22 protein-coding genes and 1 tRNA gene (1 of these 23 cut by a window edge) are annotated in these 19,397 nt (G+C 59.7%); 10 read left to right on the top strand and 13 right to left on the bottom strand.

What is annotated here, in order from left to right; genetic code table 11:
- Both msrP and ACP15S_RS15910 read right to left on the bottom strand, forming a co-directional pair.
- Positions 1–457 carry the 5' end (the start) of a protein-methionine-sulfoxide reductase catalytic subunit MsrP gene (gene msrP, locus ACP15S_RS15915; protein ID WP_425040621.1) on the bottom strand. 476 nt of this gene lie to the left of the window's left edge, so the window shows 457 of its 933 coding nt (coding positions 1–457); its start codon is at positions 455–457; its stop codon lies beyond the left edge, outside the window.
- Positions 458–563: 106 nt separating this feature from the next.
- On the bottom strand, positions 564–2,057 hold the full coding sequence (locus tag ACP15S_RS15910) for an FMN-binding glutamate synthase family protein (protein WP_425040620.1): 1,494 nt from the start codon (positions 2,055–2,057) through the stop codon (positions 564–566).
- Between the two features lie 244 nt (positions 2,058–2,301).
- On the opposite strand from ACP15S_RS15910, the gene ACP15S_RS15905 reads away from it, so the two are divergent.
- Entirely contained in the window at positions 2,302–2,784 is a 483-nt protein-coding gene (locus tag ACP15S_RS15905; protein ID WP_425040619.1) for a fasciclin domain-containing protein, read from the top strand.
- Between the two features lie 52 nt (positions 2,785–2,836).
- On the opposite strand, the gene ACP15S_RS15900 is transcribed toward ACP15S_RS15905, so the two are convergent.
- Both ACP15S_RS15900 and clpB read right to left on the bottom strand, forming a co-directional pair.
- The gene (locus ACP15S_RS15900; RefSeq protein ID WP_425040618.1) at positions 2,837–3,490 is read right to left on the bottom strand and encodes an HAD family hydrolase; all 654 of its coding nucleotides are present in this window, start codon (positions 3,488–3,490) and stop codon (positions 2,837–2,839) included.
- 54 nt (positions 3,491–3,544) lie between these two features.
- Positions 3,545–6,163 (bottom strand): ATP-dependent chaperone ClpB, encoded by a 2,619-nt coding sequence (clpB, locus tag ACP15S_RS15895; RefSeq protein WP_425040617.1) that lies wholly within the window; start codon positions 6,161–6,163, stop codon positions 3,545–3,547.
- Positions 6,164–6,343: 180 nt separating this feature from the next.
- Here clpB and ACP15S_RS15890 point away from each other — a divergent pair, with 180 nt between their 5' ends.
- The 3 genes from ACP15S_RS15890 to pyrF are packed head-to-tail and all read left to right on the top strand — an operon-like array spanning position 6,344 to position 8,643.
- The gene (locus ACP15S_RS15890) at positions 6,344–7,444 is read left to right on the top strand and encodes an Acg family FMN-binding oxidoreductase (protein ID WP_425040616.1); all 1,101 of its coding nucleotides are present in this window, start codon (positions 6,344–6,346) and stop codon (positions 7,442–7,444) included.
- Positions 7,434–7,889, top strand: a complete 456-nt coding sequence (locus ACP15S_RS15885) for a MarR family winged helix-turn-helix transcriptional regulator (protein ID WP_425040615.1) — start codon at positions 7,434–7,436, stop codon at positions 7,887–7,889. Before ACP15S_RS15890 ends, ACP15S_RS15885 begins: the two co-directional genes overlap by 11 nt.
- A 52-nt stretch (positions 7,890–7,941) precedes the next feature.
- Positions 7,942–8,643, top strand: a complete 702-nt coding sequence (gene pyrF, locus ACP15S_RS15880; protein ID WP_425040614.1) for an orotidine-5'-phosphate decarboxylase — start codon at positions 7,942–7,944, stop codon at positions 8,641–8,643.
- Positions 8,644–8,660: 17 nt separating this feature from the next.
- Here the strand turns inward: pyrF and ACP15S_RS15875 are convergent, their stop codons facing one another.
- Positions 8,661–9,089 carry an NUDIX domain-containing protein gene (locus tag ACP15S_RS15875; protein ID WP_425040613.1) on the bottom strand — a complete coding sequence of 143 codons (429 nt, stop codon included), beginning with the start codon at positions 9,087–9,089 and terminating at the stop codon, positions 8,661–8,663.
- Positions 9,090–9,128: 39 nt separating this feature from the next.
- Here ACP15S_RS15875 and ACP15S_RS15870 point away from each other — a divergent pair, with 39 nt between their 5' ends.
- A complete protein-coding gene (locus ACP15S_RS15870) occupies positions 9,129–10,382 on the top strand; it encodes a DNA polymerase IV (protein ID WP_425040612.1) in 1,254 nt (417 codons plus the stop codon).
- On the opposite strand, the gene ACP15S_RS15865 is transcribed toward ACP15S_RS15870, so the two are convergent.
- Together ACP15S_RS15865 and ACP15S_RS15860 are read right to left on the bottom strand one after the other, a co-directional pair.
- The gene (locus tag ACP15S_RS15865; protein ID WP_425040611.1) at positions 10,379–11,077 is read right to left on the bottom strand and encodes an alpha/beta hydrolase fold domain-containing protein; all 699 of its coding nucleotides are present in this window, start codon (positions 11,075–11,077) and stop codon (positions 10,379–10,381) included. The genes ACP15S_RS15870 and ACP15S_RS15865 overlap by 4 nt on opposite strands.
- Before the next feature lie 154 nt (positions 11,078–11,231).
- Positions 11,232–12,092, bottom strand: coding sequence for an N-formylglutamate amidohydrolase (locus tag ACP15S_RS15860; RefSeq protein ID WP_425040610.1), 861 nt, complete (start codon positions 12,090–12,092; stop codon positions 11,232–11,234).
- A 153-nt stretch (positions 12,093–12,245) separates the two neighbouring features.
- Here ACP15S_RS15860 and ACP15S_RS15855 point away from each other — a divergent pair.
- The 4 genes from ACP15S_RS15855 to ACP15S_RS15840 all read left to right on the top strand — a co-directional run bounded on the left by ACP15S_RS15855 (position 12,246) and on the right by ACP15S_RS15840 (position 13,296).
- Positions 12,246–12,320 (top strand) — tRNA-Val (locus tag ACP15S_RS15855).
- 82 nt (positions 12,321–12,402) lie between these two features.
- The gene (ykgO, locus tag ACP15S_RS15850) at positions 12,403–12,528 is read left to right on the top strand and encodes a type B 50S ribosomal protein L36 (protein ID WP_008562923.1); all 126 of its coding nucleotides are present in this window, start codon (positions 12,403–12,405) and stop codon (positions 12,526–12,528) included.
- A 16-nt stretch (positions 12,529–12,544) separates the two neighbouring features.
- On the top strand, positions 12,545–12,658 hold the full coding sequence (locus ACP15S_RS15845; protein WP_425040921.1) for a ribosomal protein bL36: 114 nt from the start codon (positions 12,545–12,547) through the stop codon (positions 12,656–12,658).
- Between the two features lie 182 nt (positions 12,659–12,840).
- Complete coding sequence (locus ACP15S_RS15840; protein WP_425040609.1) at positions 12,841–13,296, top strand: copper chaperone PCu(A)C; 456 nt, start codon at positions 12,841–12,843, stop codon at positions 13,294–13,296.
- Positions 13,297–13,309: 13 nt separating this feature from the next.
- Here ACP15S_RS15840 and ACP15S_RS15835 read toward each other — a convergent pair whose 3' ends face one another.
- Positions 13,310–14,482 (bottom strand): phenylacetate--CoA ligase family protein, encoded by a 1,173-nt coding sequence (locus ACP15S_RS15835; protein ID WP_425040608.1) that lies wholly within the window; start codon positions 14,480–14,482, stop codon positions 13,310–13,312.
- Between the two features lie 119 nt (positions 14,483–14,601).
- Here ACP15S_RS15835 and ACP15S_RS15830 point away from each other — a divergent pair, with 119 nt between their 5' ends.
- Positions 14,602–15,468 carry a hypothetical protein gene (locus ACP15S_RS15830; RefSeq protein ID WP_425040607.1) on the top strand — a complete coding sequence of 289 codons (867 nt, stop codon included), beginning with the start codon at positions 14,602–14,604 and terminating at the stop codon, positions 15,466–15,468.
- A gap of 5 nt (positions 15,469–15,473) precedes the next feature.
- On the opposite strand, the gene ACP15S_RS15825 is transcribed toward ACP15S_RS15830, so the two are convergent.
- From ACP15S_RS15825 to ACP15S_RS15805, 5 genes are all read right to left on the bottom strand, one after another.
- Positions 15,474–15,785 carry a DUF6958 family protein gene (locus tag ACP15S_RS15825; protein WP_425040606.1) on the bottom strand — a complete coding sequence of 104 codons (312 nt, stop codon included), beginning with the start codon at positions 15,783–15,785 and terminating at the stop codon, positions 15,474–15,476.
- On the bottom strand, positions 15,782–16,606 hold the full coding sequence (locus ACP15S_RS15820; protein WP_425040605.1) for an ABC transporter ATP-binding protein: 825 nt from the start codon (positions 16,604–16,606) through the stop codon (positions 15,782–15,784). The genes ACP15S_RS15825 and ACP15S_RS15820 overlap by 4 nt, the downstream gene beginning before the upstream one ends.
- An 85-nt stretch (positions 16,607–16,691) precedes the next feature.
- Positions 16,692–17,996 (bottom strand): ABC transporter substrate-binding protein, encoded by a 1,305-nt coding sequence (locus ACP15S_RS15815; protein ID WP_425040604.1) that lies wholly within the window; start codon positions 17,994–17,996, stop codon positions 16,692–16,694.
- A 45-nt stretch (positions 17,997–18,041) separates the two neighbouring features.
- Complete coding sequence (locus tag ACP15S_RS15810; RefSeq protein ID WP_425040603.1) at positions 18,042–19,118, bottom strand: branched-chain amino acid ABC transporter permease; 1,077 nt, start codon at positions 19,116–19,118, stop codon at positions 18,042–18,044.
- A complete protein-coding gene (locus ACP15S_RS15805; RefSeq protein WP_425040602.1) occupies positions 19,118–19,354 on the bottom strand; it encodes a hypothetical protein in 237 nt (78 codons plus the stop codon). Before ACP15S_RS15805 ends, ACP15S_RS15810 begins: the two co-directional genes overlap by 1 nt.
- Positions 19,355–19,397: the final 43 nt, after the last annotated feature.

Below are 19,397 nucleotides of genomic sequence, written 5' to 3'. Positions count from 1 at the left end.
GCACACCAGCCAATTCAAGAAGGTCCTTCAGCTCAAACCCGTTCCAGGGGATCACCATGGACCAGGCCTCCACACAGCGGAACCGGTAGAGCCGTTCTTCCACAATCATCTTCGCCATGATGTCTTCGATTTGATAAGCGCCCGGACGATCCACAAGCCCATCGATCTCAACACTCCACGGCGACGTCGTCATTTCATGGGCATACCGCGCTGGATCTTCCTTGCCGGTGCCGAACTCGTAAAAGTTGTTGTAGGTCGTGATATCTTCCCAGGAATTGGGCTCCATCGTGTTCTCCTGGGCGGAGACCGGGGCCGCCGAGCCCATGAGGCCCACACTGGCCGCGCCCCCCAATAGCCCTGCACCCGCGAGCCCGCCAATGATCTGACGGCGATTGAGAAAGGCAGCTTCGGGCGTCACGTCCCGATCAGTGAGAGTGTTTTTCCAGCGGTGTGCCATCGTGATCTCCGAGCTTCGATATACAGTATATATAGGGTGGCCTGCGCACATCCCCGGCTTGAGTTAGATGTAGGCACTCAAGACCTGCGCTTCTATCGACGTTTTCTCAACTTCCCGTGGCTGCATTGTAACGTTTGACGACATCATTCATCGGCAGGCTCTGACCGTTGTCCTGCATGATCCGCACATGTTGGCGACGCAATTGCCGTGGCTCCGCGACGCCGACCGAATGCGCGATGACTTCCACCTCTTTGATGATCTGCTTCGCATAACGCGCGACGCGCAACTCCTTGTCTTCGACGACCAGACCTTTCTGGAAGCGCGGGTCATGTGTGGTGATGCCCGTCGGACAGGTGTTCTTGTTGCACTTCAGGGCCTGGATACAGCCGAGCGAAAACATGAAGCCGCGCGCCGATGTGATGAAATCCGCGCCTGCCGCAAGCGCCCAGGCCAAATCGCCGGGGTGGGCCAGCTTACCGGATGCGATCAGGCGAACCCGATCCTTGAGCCCCGCTGCGTTGCGCATATCCGCCACCATCGGCAAGCTTTCCCGAATGGACATGCCCACCAGGTCCATGAGCGGCATGGGGGCAGCACCCGTCCCGCCCTCACCACCATCGATCGTTATGAAGTCCGGCGCCAGATCCGCGCCGCGCCTTTGAATGGTCTCGAACAGCCCGGCAATCCCCTCTGGCCCGCCAACAACCAGCTTTATGCCAACCGGCTTGCCCGTGACGTGACGGATATGATCCAGAAAGGTCAGCAGATCGTTCCAGTCATCGATTTCCGCATGGCGATTGGGCGAAATCCCGTCTTGACCGACATTCAGGCCCCGGATGGCCGCGATCTCCGGCGTCACTTTTTCGCCAGGTAGAATGCCGCCCTTGCCCGGTTTCGCCCCCTGGCTCAGCTTGACCTCAAACATCCTGACCGAGGCATGGGCTGCAACTTCGCGCAATTTGTCATCGGACAACCGGCCCTCCGCGTCGCGCACGCCAAACTTGGCCGTCCCGATCTGGAACACGACATCACACCCACCTTCAAGATGGAACGGGCTGACACCACCCTCGCCCGTGTTGAGCCAAATGCCAGCCTGCGCCGCGCCGCGCGACAGGGCCTGCACGGCTGGTTTGGAAATTGCGCCATAAGACATGCCAGAGATGTTGAACAAAGACGGCGCCGAATAAGGCATCCGCGCCGTTGGCCCGATTTGGAGTGGTTGTGTTTTGGCAAATTGGGAATCGAGAGGCGGGAAGGCTGCATTCACAAAGATCGGTGTGCCGGGCACGTTTGTGTTTCGGGTCGACCCAAAGGCAATCGTGTTGCCCTTGCCCTCGGCCGCGTGAGACACCCAATCACGCTGCGCGCGGTTAAATGGCAATTCCTCCCGGTCCATGGCGAAGAAATATTGCCGGAAAAACTCGCCCAGCTCTGAGAAGAGTGCGCGAAACCGCCCGATCACCGGATAATTTCGCCGGATCGCATCGCGGCGCTGGGTCTTGTCGATGACAAAAACAACAGCCAGCACCAAGACCAACAGCCCTGCCAAAAAGGCAAACGTCACGGCCGCCGCGTTCATCACCTGCATTGCAAATCCCATCCCGCGTCTCCTTCAATCACTTCTTTTCAGCCTGCGCTGAGCCGGGATCAGGAGCAAGCGGCACGTTGAAATCTCACGACGTTTCACAGAATTGTCAGTGGAAATCGCAAAATCGCCTCGCTTAGTGCGCCCGTGATTTCGTCAAGCCGCATGCGCGAAAATCCCCGCTGATCCAATCAGCGCTCCCATGCGTTTCATCCACATTGCCGATGACGGCAGAACGCAAACATCAGGAGTGGACCACATGTTTCGCAAGACACTTTTCGCAATGACTGCAACCGCAGCTCTGGCTACATCAGCTTTCGCCATGGCTAAGAAAGACATCGTCGATACAGCCGTCGAAGCTGGCTCGTTCGAGACGCTTCTGGCCGCTGCAACAGCCGCCGGTCTGGTTGACACACTGAAGGGCGATGGCCCTTTCACAGTTTTCGCACCCACGGATGAGGCTTTCGCCGCTCTGCCCGCAGGCACAGTCGAGACATTGCTCAAGCCCGAGAACAAAGACCAGCTGGTCGCCATTCTCACCTACCACGTTGTGCCGGGTAAAGTGATGTCCACGGACCTGTCCGACGACATGTCTGCTGCAACCGTGCAAGGCGGTGAGATCATGATCGATCTCGACAACGGTGTCATAGTCAATGACGCGACAGTGGTGAGCGCGGATATCGAGACATCCAACGGCGTGATCCACGTGATCGACAAGGTTATCCTGCCTGCCGACAGCTGATCTCCTTCTACAGGGACCAGACGAGGGGCGTCGCTTCGCGCGGCGCCTCTTTCTATTTCAGCCCAAGGAGCCCGGGCAGCGCGGACATGTCTTGAAAAACAACATCGCAGATCGGCGCCAGTTTCGCGGGATCTGTGTCAGCCGCATAGCCCAGCGTGAACATACCGGCAGCCTTGCCCGCTTTCGCCCCGGACACACTGTCCTCAACCACAACAGCGCGCGCGGGCACGACGCCACTGCGACGCGCAGCTTCAAGATAGACATCGGGCGCAGGCTTTGCCTGCGGCACGTCCTGATGCGAGACGATCTTGCCTGCAAAGCGCGGCAGCAGGCCTGTGCGCTCCAGCGTGATATCCATCTTTGCGTGGGGCCCGTTCGAGCCAACCGCGACGAGAATGCCCGCCCCATCGAGGCGATCCAGCATCTCGGGGACGCCGGGGATCACGTCGACGTCCGTCGCCAGCGCCGCAAACATCGCGCTATAGATCTCATCAAGCCATGTATCGGGAAGATCCGCGCCCAGAGCGATGGCCCGCTCCATCACACCCTTCATCGTGCCGCCAACGAATTGCGCCACGGTCTCTTCCTGCGTCAGTTGCAGCCCATACCCCGCAAGATTGGCCTGCACGACCCGGTTCGTGATTGGCTCACTGTCCACCAGAACGCCATCACAGTCGAAAATTACAAGGTCAGGGGGAAGGTGCATAAGAAAAGGCCGGGTGTTGTTTCCCGGCCTTTCCATCTCATATCGCCGCGCGCGTCAATGAATGACAGCGTCTTCGGGTTTGGGGCGATTGGATGCCGCCACATGGTCCCCGATGATCAGGCCATCCGCGCCAGCCGTGACAACAACCGTGTCACCATCCGTCACGTCACCTGCGAGCAGCATCCCGGCAAGCGGGTCCTGCAAGGCGCGCTGGATGACACGCTTGAGCGGCCGCGCGCCAAAAACAGGGTCATACCCTTCATCGGCAAGCCATGTACGCGCGCCATCGTCGAGCTCCAGCGTGATCTTGCGCGCCATAAGCCGTTTGAGCAGGCGCGCCATCTGGATATCGACGATGCCGTCCATATCCGCACGCCCAAGCCTGTCAAAGATGATCGTTTCATCCAAGCGGTTGAGGAATTCCGGCCGGAAATGCGCGCGGACCGCATCCATGACGTCGCGCTTGGCCGCTGACGCATCAGACCCGTCAGGCAGCTGGCTCAGCGCCTGCGCCCCGAGGTTCGACGTCAATACGATCAGCGTCTGCTTGAAATCGACCGTCCGGCCCTGCCCGTCTGTCAACACACCGTCATCAAGCACTTGCAACAGCACGTTAAAGACATCGGGATGCGCCTTTTCGACCTCGTCGAACAGGACGACCTGATACGGCCGACGCCGCACGGCTTCCGTCAAGACACCGCCTTCATCATAGCCAACATAGCCCGGAGGTGCCCCAATCAGGCGCGCGACGGAGTGTTTCTCCATGAATTCCGACATATCGATGCGGACCATCGCCTGATCGTCATCAAACAAGAAGTCTGCCACGGCTTTCGTCAGCTCCGTTTTCCCGACGCCGGTTGGCCCCAGAAACAGGAACGAGCCCAGCGGGCGGTTCTCATCATTGAGGCCAGCGCGCGCGCGGCGCACGGCATTGGCCACCGCCGTCACGGCTGCGTTTTGCCCGATGACACGACGATGCAGTTCCTCCTCCATGCGCAAAAGCTTCTCGCGTTCGCCTTCAAGCATCTTGGACATGGGGATCCCCGTCCAACGCTCAACAACGCTTGCGATCTGCTCCGGCCGTACAGCCTCCTCGACCATGACGTCGCTGTCCTCGCGCTCTTCCGCTTCGCCCAGTTGCTTTTCAAGCTGCGGGATAACGCCGTAAGACAGCTCACCTGCCTTGGCGAGATTACCCTCGCGTTTGGCAATTTCCAGCTCCGCGCGGGCCCGGTCAAGCTGCTCCTTGAGATCGCGTGCCGCGCCCAACTTGTCGCGCTCGGATTGCCATTGCGCCGTCATCTCCGAGGAGCGTTCCTGAAGATCGGCAAGCTCTGCTTCGAGTTTCTCAAGGCGGTCCTTGGAGGCCTGATCGTCCTCGAGCCTGAGTGCCTCGACCTCGATCTGCTTTTGCAGGATCTCGCGATCAAGGGCATCAAGCTCTTCAGGCTTACTGTCCACCTCCATGCGCAGCCTTGATGCGGCTTCGTCCATGAGGTCAATCGCCTTGTCGGGCAGGAACCGGTCCGTGATGTAGCGATGCGAGAGCGTCGCGGCAGAGACCAGAGCACTGTCGGAGATACGCACGCCATGGTGCAGCTCATATTTCTCCTTGATGCCCCGCAGGATCGAGATCGTGTCTTCGACCGTCGGCTCCTCGACCAACACCGGCTGGAACCGCCGCGCGAGTGCGGCGTCTTTCTCCACATGTTTGCGGTATTCATCAAGCGTGGTTGCGCCGACGCAGTGCAGCTCGCCACGTGCCAACGCGGGTTTCAGCAGGTTCGACGCGTCCATCGCGCCATCTGCCTTGCCCGCGCCCACCAGCGTGTGCATCTCATCGATAAAGAGCACAATCTCGCCCGCAGCCGCCGTGACTTCGGAGAGAACCGCTTTCAGGCGCTCCTCAAACTCACCACGATATTTCGCACCAGCAATCAGCGCGCCCATATCAAGCGACAGGAGCTGCTTGTTGCGCAGGCTTTCCGGCACATCGCCATTTACAATGCGAAGCGCCAGCCCCTCCGCAATTGCGGTTTTACCAACACCCGGCTCACCGATGAGCACGGGATTGTTCTTGGTCCGGCGACTCAGAACCTGCATGGCACGGCGAATTTCATCATCTCGTCCGATAATCGGATCGATCTTGCCTTCGCGCGCGCGCTCCGTCAGGTCCAACGCGTATTTCTTGAGCGCGTCATAGCCTTCTTCAGCGCTGGCACTGTCAGCGGTTCGGCCTTTGCGAATGTCATTGATGGCGGAATTCAACGCCTGCGCTGTGACAGCTCCCGCATCGAGGGCCTTTTTCGCCTCTGACTTCACAAGGGCCAGAGCCATCAGGATGCGCTCGACAGGCACAAAACTGTCGCCTGCCTTCTTGGCAATGGCTTCGGCCTCGCTCAAGACTTTTGCGGTTGTGTTATCGAGATAGACCTGCGCGCCATCCCCAGACACCTTGGGCAACTTTCCCAAAGCGATGTCATTGGCTTGCGCTACGCGGTCCGGGGTTCCGCCCGCGCTGCGGATGAGGTTGGAGGCAAGTCCCTCTTCGTCATCCAGAAGTGCTTTCAGAATGTGTTCAGGAGCCATCCTCTGATGGCTTTCTCTCATAGCAATCGTCTGCGCCGCCTGAACAAACCCGCGCGACCGCTCCGTGAACTTCGACAAGTCCATGGTTTCTCTCCTTCTATAAGCGCCCGCTTGCGAATGCGCCTGACCTGGCAGCACACATCCTTTCGGGCCTCGATAAACAAATGGTGAGGGAACGGTTTTCTTTCAAGAGACATGCGTCTCTTCTTGACTTAGTGCGAGTTCGTACCATTATAGTGCGATATCGTATCAATGGAGAGCCACATGACCACACGACGTTCCTTTCTCAAACTGCTGGGAGGCGGCAGCATCCTGGCCGCAGGCGGCACCGGCGCCTTTCTTGCCACACGCACCCCCACGGCCGCTTTGGCCCCCTGGACGCCGGCAGCCTATTCAGACCCACGCAAAGCCGCACTCTCCTACGCCATTCTCGCGCCCAATCCCCACAACAGGCAGCCTTGGCTCATCGAACTTGTGGGGCAGGACTCCGTGCGGATTTACCGCGACAAAGACCGTGATCTGCCGATGACGGACCCTCATCAGCGCCAGTTGACCATTGGACTGGGCGCATTTCTTGAAACTATGACACTCGCCGCAAGCGCACAGGGGCAAGAGGTCGATCTGGATCTGTATCCCGAGGGAGAAGACGGCCCCGTCGCTTATGCGGTCTTTCGCCAAGGCGGCGCGCCCGATCCGCTCGCCGCGCACATCCTGAACCGGCATTCGACGAAGACGCCTTACACGGACCGACGCCTCAATGCAGAAGAAGCAGGCGCGCTTGGCCAATACGCCACGCTCATCCGCGATGACGCGCAGGTGGCAGAACTGCGCGAAATGACAAAGCGCGCGTTCCAGATCGAGGTCATGACACCGCGCACGTTTCAGGAATCCGTTGACCTGATGCGAATCGGAAAAGCCGAGATCAATGCCAATCCCGATGGGATCGAACTGCGCGAGCCGCTCTTTGAAGCCCTCAGGATCACCGGATTGCTGCGCAATGACATGCTTGCCGATACCAGCCACCCCGGCAATCAGGCCTTTCTGGCCGATTATCTCACAATGCTCGATGCAACGCCGCATTTCGCCGTACTGAGCAGCGCCACCAACACACGTCTCGATCAGATAGAGGCCGGACGGACGCTCATGCGTCTGTATCTTCAGGCAACGGAGATGGGCGTCGGCCTGCATCCCGTCAGTCAGGCATTGCAGGAATTTCCTGAAATGGCGGATGAATATGCGCTGGCCCACCGCTTGCTTGTGCCCGAAGGCCACACAGTGCAAATGTTGCTGCGAGTGGGATTTGGCAGCGGCGCGATACCAACGCCGCGGTGGCCTTTGGAGTCGCGGATCATGAATGGCACCTGATGACGATCTAACATGCGTGTTTCGCTTCTTCACGGAGGTCGGGATCATCCAGCAATTGATCTCGACCAAACTGGAGAGCTATCTGCCCGGGCGGATGAGCGCGACGCAGTTTGGCCTCTTGGGCCATCTGGAGCGCCGCCCGGACGGCGAAACCCCATTGCAATTGGCACAGGCCTTTCAGGTTCCAAAGACCTCGATGAGCCACATGCTGGCGGGCTTGGAAGGCCACGGCTTCGTTGTTCTAAGCCCCAACCCGGACGATAAGCGCTCCAAGATTGCGCGTATCACAGAGCCCGGACGAGCCTTCCAGCGCGACATCTCGCAGACGTTACAGCAAGCGCTTGCACCGACACTGAAAGACCTCGGCATTGCCCCTTTTGCCCAAGCATTGCCTGAGCTGGAGAAGGTCCGCCAGGCCCTTGATACAGAGCGCGATGCGCCTTGACGGGCCCGCGCGCGCCCTCTAGCTGCGCAGACAGTCAGAACAGGAGCCAGCCATGCCACAATCCGATGACCGCCTGATCGTTGCGCTCGATGTGCCCCATGCCGTTGCCGGATTGCAGCTCGCAGATCAACTGGGCGACGCGGTCAGCTTCTATAAAATCGGCCTTGGCATGCTCACCGGCGGCGGGCTGGCACTGGCCCAGGAACTCAAGGACGAACGCGGCAAACGCATTTTTCTGGACATGAAGCTCTTCGATATCGGAGCCACTGTCGAGGCCGCGGTGCGCGGACTGGCCCAATTCGACCTCGATTTGCTGACAGTGCACGGCGATCCACACGTCGTTCGCGCCGCAAAAGAAGGGGCGTCGGGCTCAAACCTGAAGATCATGGCCGTCACCATTCTGACCTCGCTTGATCGCGCCGATCTTGATGCCAGCCTGGTCCGGCAGGGCGATCTGCCTGAGCTCGTTGCGACGCGCGCCGCACGCGCCTTTGAGGCGGGCGCCGATGGGGTTATTGCATCACCACAGGAAGCCGCATTGATCCGCGCGCTACCAGAGGCAGACGGACGATTGATCGTCACGCCCGGCGTGCGCCCGGCAGGGGCTGCCGTGGGAGATCAAAAGCGCATCGCGACACCCGCGCAAGCCATTGCCGATGGGGTCGATCATATCGTCGTGGGCCGCCCGATCCACACCGCGCCCTCCCCGCGCGCTGCGGCAGAGGCCATTCTCAGCGAGATGATCAGCCCGTAGGCGCACCAGACCAACATCTAGCCGCGCGCATCGGGCGGCGGTGCCGCAAGGCGGCGCACCAGATCGGCCAAATGGCCAATAGCATCAGGATGCGAGACAAACTCAGCGCATGTCATGAGCGCCCAGCCCTGCCCTTCGTCGCCAAAGACGATGTCCGCCTCCGCCTCAGCAGGCAGATGCGCCACGAAAAACCAGCTCCGACCAAACGGGCCTTCATAGGTGCGACCGTCTTTCATCAAAGACACATCCAGCTCCAGACCGATCTCCTCACGAATTTCGCGAACAGCCGTTTCTTCAGGGGTTTCGCCAGGTTCACGTTCGCCGCCGGGGATATCCAAACGGTCCGGATAAGGAATATCCGGCTTGTCATCGCGCCGCAGCACGACAAGCCTGCTGCCGACAAACACGGCGCATTTCGAGCCGTTGAACCATGTCGTATCCGTCATTCTTTCAGCCTATACTGTGCGGGTTGAGGAACACCAGCCATGCCAACACTTTGCCGCGATTGCCTGCAGGAATTCGACACCGGCGCGCTCTGCCCCGCCTGTCGGTCGCGGCGCGTCGTGTCCCATGACGAATTGTGGGATCTCAGCATTGCACATATGGATTGCGATGCGTTCTACGCCTCGGTGGAAAAACGCGATGACCCAAGCCTCGCGGACAAACCCGTCATCATCGGCGGGGGGCGGCGCGGTGTCGTCTCGACGGCGTGTTATGTCGCGCGCATCCGGGGCGTCCGCTCGGCCATGCCGATGTTTCAGGCGCTCAAACTCTGCCCAGACGCCGTGATCATCAAGCCGCGCATGCAGGCCTATGTCGATGCCTCCCGCGCGATCCGCGCCATGATGGAAGAGCTCACACCAGCTATCGAGCCCTTGTCGCTTGATGAGGCCTTCCTCGATCTCACGGGGACAGCACGCCTGCACGGCGCGCCGCCCGCTGTGATGCTCGCGCGCCTGATCCGGCGCATGCGAGACGAGCTGGGCCTGACAGGCTCCATCGGCCTGAGCCACAACAAATTCCTCGCCAAGGTCGCCTCTGATCTGGACAAACCCTATGGTTTCTCGGTGATCGGTAAGGCCGAGACGATGGCTTTCTTGGCGGAAAAACCCGTCCGGATGATCTGGGGCGTCGGCGCTGCCACACAAAGCGCCCTCGATCGCGCAGGCATTCACACCTTCACCGACCTGCTCCGTTGGGACGAAAAAGACCTCGTGCAACGTTTCGGCTCAATGGGCCTGCGCCTGCATCGCCTCGCGCGGGGGCAGGATGCGCGGCGTGTTTCGCGCAACAGCCCCATGAAGTCGATTTCCAACGAAACGACGTTTCATGAGGACACCTCTGATCCCGAGCTTCTCGATGGCCATCTCTGGCGTATGGCCGAAAAGGTGGCGGATCGCGCCAAGGCCAAGGGACTGGCCGGTCGCGTGGTGACGCTCAAATTGAAGCAATCGGATTTCCAAACCATCACAAGACGACACGCGCTGCGCGATGCCACGCATATGGCAGACCGGATCTATAGAGAGGCCCGTGCGCTGTTTGATACGGTCAAGGACAAAGGCCCGTTCCGCCTGCTCGGCTGCGGCCTGTCGGATATCGTCGCCGAGAATGAAGCGGATCGCTCTGCAGATCTGCTGGACCCCGGCGCCAGCAAGCGCGCGGATGCCGAACGCGCCACCGACCGCATCCGCGCAAAATTCGGCCCCGATGCCATCCTGAAAGGCCGGTCCCTGCGCTAGAGCCCTGCGCGCAAGAAAGCCCCGATGCGCGCAACAGACGCATCGGCTTGCGCCATCCATCCCGCGTTCAACTGCCAGACATGAGCGACGCCCGGCGTCACTTCCAGGCGCGCATGCGGGATGACCTCCAAAACCCGGCGACTGTGAGACTCCAACATCTCGCCTTCAGCCACTTCGACCAGCATGGGCGGCGCCGCGCTCAGATCTGCGCGAATGGGAGACAGCCGGGGGTCGGCCGGATCCGCTCCCGCGGCATAATGCCGAAACGCCCGGTTGACCCAAGCCCGGGGTAGCAGGATTTCGCGGCTGTAGTCCCCCTCCCCACCGGCGAAGTCGACCACAGGCGACAACAGGACGGCCCGTTCCGGTCGCCGTGTGGCACACAAACCTAGAGCCAGACACCCGCCTGCACTATCTCCGGCGACCGCAACAGGGCCATGCACAGCCAATGCATCAAACGCCGCTTCACAGTCATCGACGGCCGCTGGAAAGGGGTGTTTCGGCGCCAATCGGTAGTCCACCGAAAAGATGGAACGGCCAGAGGCTTTGGCGATGCGGGCCACCATCCATTTATGGGTCCGCGCGCTGCCAATCGTAAAACCGCCGCCGTGCATGTAGAGAACGGACGCCGGGCCTGAATGCCCCTCCGGCGCGATCTCCAAGCCCTCTACACCGCCATAGGTCTTGCGCGTCACGCGAACGCCCCTTGCCCTGCGATAGGTCAAGACCGCTTGCGTTTCAAAGATCGCGCGCAATGTCGGCTGGTGCGGCACAAACCTCAGATTTGGGCGTTGAACGAACCGGGCAAACGCGTTGAACAAAGACACTCTCCCGTGTTCTGATCCGGCGCTATTCTGCGGCGAGTGGAAGCGTTTGGCTCCCGATGGATGTGATGTCTGAAATCACACCGCGCAGCAGCTTGCGGAAGGCCTGAAAGTTCGAATTTGGTCGGATCGCCTGTTCGTTCATGTAGATCGCACGATCGATCTCGATCTGGATCGCTTGCTGGCGGCGCGACGGACGTCCGTAGGCCTGGCAGATATATGCACCCGCAAAGGGGGAGTTGCGCACAACGGTCAGCCCCGCCCCGGTAAAGGCACTTTCAATCCGGTCCATGAGATCACCGGTCGCGGATGCGCCGAAGCGATCGCCCAGAACGATCTCCGGCCTGCGTGCCCCGGCACGTGCGATGGACTCGACAGCTTCATGGGGCATGGAGTGGCAATCGATCAGGATGGCTTGTCCAAACCGCGCCTTGGCCCCTTCCAACAGCAGTTGCAGTTGATCATGGTAGGGCACCCAGATGTCCTCGATCCGCGCCAGCGCTTCCGCCTTCGACAATTTGCCTCTATATATGGCCCGACCATTCGCCACGACACGCGGAATAACACCCAGCCCCGATGCGACACGGGGGTTATGCCCCTGCTTGCGCACGCCTTCGATCAGGGCCGGATCAAACTCGTCGCGCGAGCGGTTCAGATCCACATAGGCACGCGGCGCGCCCGCTCGGATAAAAGGCGCACCAAAACTGGGCGCTGCATCAAACAAGCGGTCCACATATGCATCCTCTGAAGTGCGAATCGAATGCTGATCCAGAACCGTCCGACGCAGGAAATTCCAAGGGTAGTCGCGCCCGCTATGCGGCGACGCGAAGACCGCAGGCGATGTCCAACGGTCCGGTAAATCGACATGATAGGCAATCTTGGGCACGGGGCGCTCCGATTGTGCTGTAATACAGCAAACATAGACCGTTTTTTACCAAACCCAAAAGGCCTTGATCCCTTTCAGAATCCTATTTATAGACGCGCGGACTGGCGCGGAGATCCGCGCCCCATTTTATTGGGGCATGGAGCGAGGCACCGGGGGCGATTAGCTCAGTGGTAGAGCACTTCGTTGACATCGAAGGGGTCACAAGTTCGAACCTTGTATCGCCCACCATGATATTCCGGCGCTTAGCGCCACAATGAAACCCAGGCGCCCACCATATGGGGTTTGAGCGCCGCAGATGAGGAGAAGGACCATGAAGGTCAAGAACTCGCTCCGCTCGCTCAAGAACCGCCACCGCGATTGCCGCGTTGTGCGCCGCAAGGGCCGCGTATACGTCATCAACAAGACCCAGCGCCGTTTCAAAGCGCGTCAGGGCTGATCTTCCAAGCTGATCAATCGTTGAATGCCAAAACCGCCCTCAGGGGCGGTTTTGCATTTGGGTGCGCCGCAAGGGCCGCGTATACGTCATCAACAAGACCCAGCGCCGTTTCAAAGCGCGTCAGGGCTGATCTGCCAAGCTGATCAATCGTTGAATGCCAAAACCGCCCCCCGGGGCGGTTTTGCATTTCGGTGCGCCGCACTTGCGGGATGCCCTACGGAAAAAGAGCCGCCTTCGCCCGGCTTTTTGCATTCCCGCCGCTAGACATCCCCCCGCGTCTGCCTATCTCGCAGAAAGGTTTGGAGGGCACAGATGATCCATGGAACAACACGCGCAGCGGCCTTGATCGGCGCTTTGGCGCTGGCAGGGCCGGCGCTGGCCCATGAATTCAATATCGGCGGGCTGTTTGTCGAGCATCCCTACGCGCCGCCCACCCAAGCCGGGGCCACCAGCGCCATCGGCATGCTGACCATCCGCAACCAGACCGACGAGACCGAGAAGCTGACCGATATTCGCGGCCCCTTCGACACCGTGACCCTGCGCCACCGGGTCGAGGTCGGTGACGAGATGCGGCTGGTGCCCGTAGATCGGCTGGCGATCCCGCGCGGCGGGTCCGTGACTCTGACGGCCGAGGCGCTGCATGTCTTCTTTGACGGGCTGGCCGAGGACGGCTTCGCCAAGGGCGACAGGATCCCCACCACATTCGTTTTCCAGAACGCGGGCGAGATGGAGGTGATCTTCGTGGTGGAGACTGACGCCGAGCAGTGAGACCCGCAGGGCCTCATTCGTAGGTGCGCTGATCCTCGATCACCACGCCATCGCGCGGCAGGGCGCCGGGGGCCACGATCTCCACATCCCCGCGCAGCTTCAGGACATCGCGCACCGTCGCGCCGAGACCGTCAGCATCGGCGTCCTCCGCCTCGAATTGCACGACCATATGATCGGCATCGCCGCTGCGCTGCGCCAGAACCCGCGCGCGCTGCACCTCAGGATGGCGCTTGACCAGTTCGGCGACCTGTTCGGGCCGGACGAACATGCCCTTGATCTTGGTCGTCTGATCGGCGCGGCCCATCCACCCCTTGATACGTGCATTGGTCCGCCCGCAAGGGCTTTGCCCGGGCAGGATGGCGGACATGTCCCCCGTCGCAAAACGAATGAGCGGATAATCCGGGTTGAGAGAGGTCACGACGACCTCGCCAACCTCCCCGTCTGGCACAGGATCGCCTGTTCCGGGCGTCACAATCTCAACGATCACACCTTCATCAAGGATCATGCCCTCCATCGCAGGGCTCTCATAAGCGATATTGCCAAGATCCGCGGTCGCATAACATTGCAAACACGAGATGCCTGCGTCGGCATAGCTCTGACGCAAGGACGGGAACAACGCCCCGCCCGAGACCACTGCCTTGCGCAGGTTCAAAGCAACGCCCATCTCGTCTGCTTTTTCCAAGATCACCTTCAAGTAATCAGGCGTTCCTGCATAGGCCGTCACGCCGAGATCGGCCGCCGCGCGCACCTGCAATTCCGTCTGGCCCGTGCCTGCGGGAAAGATGCGCGCCCCAACAGCGCGCGCGCCGTTCTCAAAGATCATGCCTGCGGGCGTCATGTGATAACCAAAACAGTTTTGCACGAGATCATCGCACCCAATGCCCGCCGCATGCAGGAAACGACCCAATCGCCACCAATCAAAACTGATGCCGCCCGGCTCGTAGATCGGTCCGGGGGATTGAAACACATGGACGACGTTCTGCACCGGGATATCGCCAAACGGCGGGGCCTCTTGCTGACGTGAGACAAGATCTGCTTTGCGCAGTACCGGCAGTTGCACCAATTCCGTCAGATCCGCCAGCGGGGTGAGGCCGTGCAAATCCAGCTGCGCGTTCAACGCCGTCAATTGAGCCGCCTCCCGCGCATCCTGCGAACGGGTTTCGAGATCATCAAAATGCGTATCCATGCTCACTTTCTCGCTTATCTCATGGGGCGGCCACGTGCTCGGTAGGCCGATCCACAGTTTTCGTGTATAGGTGGTATTGCACTAGGGGCCGAAAACAGGCGCCTGCGGGGGACAATACGATGACACAAACGACTGCGCCTGCCATGGCGCAAGACCTTTCGCGCGCGGCGCTCGATGCGCGCATCGTCTTTCATGACACGCTTAAAACCATGGAAGCCGATTTCTCCAACTTCGATTTTGACACGGCCGAAACCGTTAACCTCTTCTACGATCGTCTCGAAGAACGCATTGCCGCCAGCGGAGAAGACAAGTGGTTTTTCCTCGTCAATCTCAACGGCACCCGTATCGAACCCGACGCATGGTACGATTATCGCAAACGCGGCAAGGTCCTGAACCACGCCCATTCGATGGGTTCGGTGCGCTTTGATGCCTCCGACGAGACGCGGCGACAAATCCAGCGCGCGGCCAATACAGAGGCCTTTGATCCCAATCTCTTTGACAATCGCGCAGCGGCCCTCGCGCGCATTGCCGAATTGCCCTCGACCCGCAAGACCCGTCACATCTCCGATCAGCCGAACTACACCCAACGAGAGATCGCGGAACGCATCACATTCGACGAATCCACAGTGATCATGTCGGCTGATTTCTCCAACATGACCTTCCATCATTCCCGCGATGTAGATGACGTCTATGACCACATCGAAGCTCGGATCATCGAGAGCGACCGAAAGTGGTTTTTCCTTGTGAACCTGAATGGCTGTGAGATCTTGCCCGCCGCCTGGGTGAGATATGCCCACCGCGGCAAACGGCTCAACAAAGCCGCCTCGCTGGGATCGGTCAGGTTTGCGGCTGGATCGGAAACAGAGGACGACATTCGCATGCGCGCACGGTCTCAAGGATTTGAGCCCAATATCCGAAATACGCTCTCCGAGGCCCGTGCTCGCATCGAAGAGATGCGCAGCGCCCTGCTTGCAGAGATCTCCTGACACGGTCATGAGCAAGGAGCTTTCCACCCCTGGGTAATCACTTGCGGCGAGACGCCCAGGCGCCGGATCCCCTCGCCGCGCCAGCCCATTGCATGCCTAACAACAGTGGTATGCCAGCCCAGCGATCCCAACCTGTCGTGGTCTGCTTTGGCAATCCCCTTGGAAAGGCGTGTCCTAAGCGCACTGAAGGCGATTGTGCCCTTGCCCAGTTCCGCGAGAATTGCCGCCCTCAGCAATTCGAATTTCCAGACAGGAATGTTGGTTACGCCGTCCTTGCCCTCAGCGGGCGTCCGACACGCAACTTTGTCCGCCGTCACGCCAGCCACCGCTTGCGACGACGGTAAGACCGCACATCGCGGAATGACTTCTTCCCCTCATCGGAGACACCAAGATAGAATTCCTTCACGTCCTGGTTCTCGCGCAAATCCTCTGCGGGCCCGTCCATGACGACGCGCCCGTTTTCCAGAATATACCCGTAATGGGCAAACCGCAGCGCGACATTCGTGTTTTGCTCCGCCAAGAGAAAACTCACGCCTTCGTTCTCGTTGAGGCTCTTCACGATGCCGAAAATCTCTTCAACCAATTGCGGGGCCAGCCCCATGGATGGCTCATCCAGCAGAATAGTCTCCGGCTTTGACATTAATGCGCGCCCAACAGCCGTCATTTGCTGTTCGCCGCCTGACGTAAACCCGGCTTGCGACCGACGCCGCTCTTTGAGGCGCGGGAAATAGGTGTAGACCATATCCAGATCGGCCTCGATCGCGCCTTTGCCATCTCGCCGCGTGTAGGCCCCTGTCAGGAGGTTTTCCTCAACGGTTAGGTGCTCAAAGCAATGGCGCCCTTCCATGACCTGAATGACACCCTTTTTGACCAAAGCCGCCGGATCAAGATCCTGTACGCGCTCCCCCCGATAGTGGATCGTCCCTTTGGTAACCTCGCCGCGCTCGGAATGCAGCAGGTTGGAAATCGCCTTGAGAGTCGTCGTCTTGCCCGCGCCGTTCCCGCCCAGAAGCGCCGTAATGCCCCCCTTGGGAACAGACAGGCTCACGCCTTTAAGCACCAGAATAACGTGGTTGTAGATAACCTCGATATTGTTCACTTCGAGGAGCGCGTCTTCCGTTTGTCCGGCATCCAACATCGTTCACACCATCCGCTTCTTCTGGCTGAAAATACGCAAAAACCACCGGCGGCCCAAAAAGCCGCCGGTGGCAGGACCAGGGTCCTTAGTTCATGGCATCGCAGCTGTCATTTGTGGGCCACGGGGCATTTGCTTCCGCATATTCCGCAGCCTTGGCCCGAATGAGCGGCGTGATCGCTTCGAGATCCGGCTTGAGCAGATCGGAGGCTTTGACAAATTCCGAACCGTTCCATTCCAGCATCCAACCGCCGGCATGGCCGGTATGGTTCGAGCAGGATGTGGAGAAAGGCGGCACCATGCCAGTGATCCCAAGCTCGTCAATCCGCTCTTCCGTCAGATTGATATTCTCCAGGCCCCAACGCAGTTGTGATGCGTCGATATTTGCCGTGCCGTATTCCTTTTGCGCATTCATGATGCCCTCGGCGAGGATCGCCGACATCACAACACCGCGCTGATAGAACACTTCGGAGATCTCTTCTTCAGAGGCCAGCGATTTGCCCTTGGCCACAACATGCTCCTGAATCGCCTTCATCGCAGGTGATTCCGAATTGGGCAGGGACCAGGAAATCGAACGGTAGCCCGCGCCCTCTTCGCCCACGAGTTGCAGGTCATCAGAGTGACCGGCCCACCAGACACCAACGAATTGATCCATCGGATACTTCGTCTTGACGGCTTCGGTGATGGCGCCCGCATTCATCGCGCCCCACCCCCACATCACGACAAAATCAGGACGCTCACGGCGAATTTGCAGCCATTGCGCGGATTGGTTCTGCATCTCTTTAAGGCCAACCGGGATCGGCAAAAGCTCAAAGCCATGGGTTTCAGCCTTCAGCTGCAGATAGGGAATCGGCTCTTTGCCGTAAGGGTGATCGAGGTGCAGGAAAGCGATCTTCTTGCCTGCAAGACCTGCCTGATCACCGCCGCCAAGTTCTGTGAGGATCATGGACGCCGCATCAAAATACCCACCAGGCATGTTGAACGCCCACTGGAACACCGAGCCATCGGACATCGGCGAGAAGCCATAACCGGGGGCCAGAATCGGGATCTGATCCACATTGGTCTTGGGCAGAACCTGCAACGTGATCCCCGTGGACCACGGCTGCGTCACAATCGCCTTGGACTTTGTCTTCTCGTAGCATTCCACGCCCTTCTCGGTGGAATAGCCCGTCTCACATTCCTCGAAATCAACCGCAACGCCGCCAATCCCGCCATCGCGGGCATTGAGCATCAGCATGTAGTCACGTTGACCGTTCATGAGCGGAATGCCGGTCGAAGCAAACGGGCCCGTCCGATAGCTGAGGTTGGGCGTATACAGGCTCTCCGCGACAGCCGCGCTGCCGATGAGGGCCGTGGCTGCGGCGGCTGCCGCGAGCTTGGTCCAGTGTTTCATTGATATCCTCCCATTGGATAAAGGTCTTGGTTGTTTGGGCCGCCCCTAGTGCGGGAATGGCCAGATGATGAGTTTTTCGCGGATGAGTTGCCAAAGGCGCGCCAACCCATGCGGCTCGATGATCAGGAAGAAGACGATCAGGCTTCCCACGATCATGATGTTGATATGCTCCACTGTCGCCGATTTGATATCAAGCCCAAGTGCTGCGGGGACGGTGTTGAGCAAGACAGGCAAGCCCACGATCAGGATCGCTCCAAGGTAGTTGCCAAGGATCGAGCCCAGCCCGCCGATGATCGCAATGAAGAGCACATCAAAGGACAGCGGAATATCAAAGAGGTTCGGCTCCGCCGCCCCGCGCCACATGAAGACGAAAAGCGCGCCAGCCACGCCTACGATATAGCTCGAGATGGCGAAGGCGATCAGCTTGGACTTCATCAGGTTGATCCCGATGAGCTCCGCCGCAATATCCATGTCCCGCGTCGCCTTCCACATGCGCCCGAGATTGCCGCGCGTGAGGTTGATGCAGAGCACCGTCATCAGGGTCACAATCCCCAGCACGATGTAGTATTGCGTCACGGAGTTGGCGAGCGGTCCCGTGAGGTACACGCCAAAGCTGGTTGTGTTGGGCACCTGAATCGCGCCTGACGCGTTGTAGTTGTAAAGCCACGCCCATTTCTCGAAGAGCCAGACGAGGAAAAACTGTGCCGCAAGCGTCGCGATGGCCAGGTAGAAGCCTTTGATGCGCAAGCTGGGTATGCCGAACAAAACACCAATGCCCGCCGAGAAGACCCCAGAGAGCAAAATCGCGGCAATCGGGTTCATCCATGGAAAGATCGTGATCAGTTTGTAGCACGCATAAGCGCCCACGCCCATGAACGCGCCTGTGCCCAGCGAAAGCTGCCCCGCATATCCCGTCAGGATGTTCAGCCCCATGGCCGCCAGCGCGTAGATCAGGATCGGAATGCCCAAGGTCTGAAAGGCAAACTCGGACGCTGTGAGGGGAAAGATCACATAGGCAAAGCCGAGGATGATCAAAAGCAGGACAGCATCCTGCCGGACCGGAAACAGCGCCTGGTCTGCCTGATAGGAGGTCTTGAATTGCCCAGCCGTACGATACAGCATCAGACCGCCTCCTCGCTGAGCCGGGCCCTGTTGCGGGGCTTGGCATAGCCTGTGGCCTCTGAATGACGGATCAGCCAGAAATACGCCCAAAGACCAAAAGCACCGCCCATCGCGGCCAGCAAGGCTGCCATGACCATATTGGTCGGCTGCTCAGGGGAGGTCGTGAAGGCGATGTAGCCAAAGGCCCAGAAGCCCATCCAGGCGATTGTGTTGAGAAGTGCGATTACCTTGGCCATGTGTCTTGTCCTTGAAGTGTCGTCCGAGTGGTCTGCAGCGCGC

This window comes from Primorskyibacter sp. S187A, from assembly GCF_049800955.1.
Classification (GTDB): Bacteria; Pseudomonadota; Alphaproteobacteria; order Rhodobacterales; family Rhodobacteraceae; genus JAKVBH01.
Note: the sequence above shows the minus strand (reverse complement) of the source record. Positions and strands in the feature narration are given on the sequence as shown.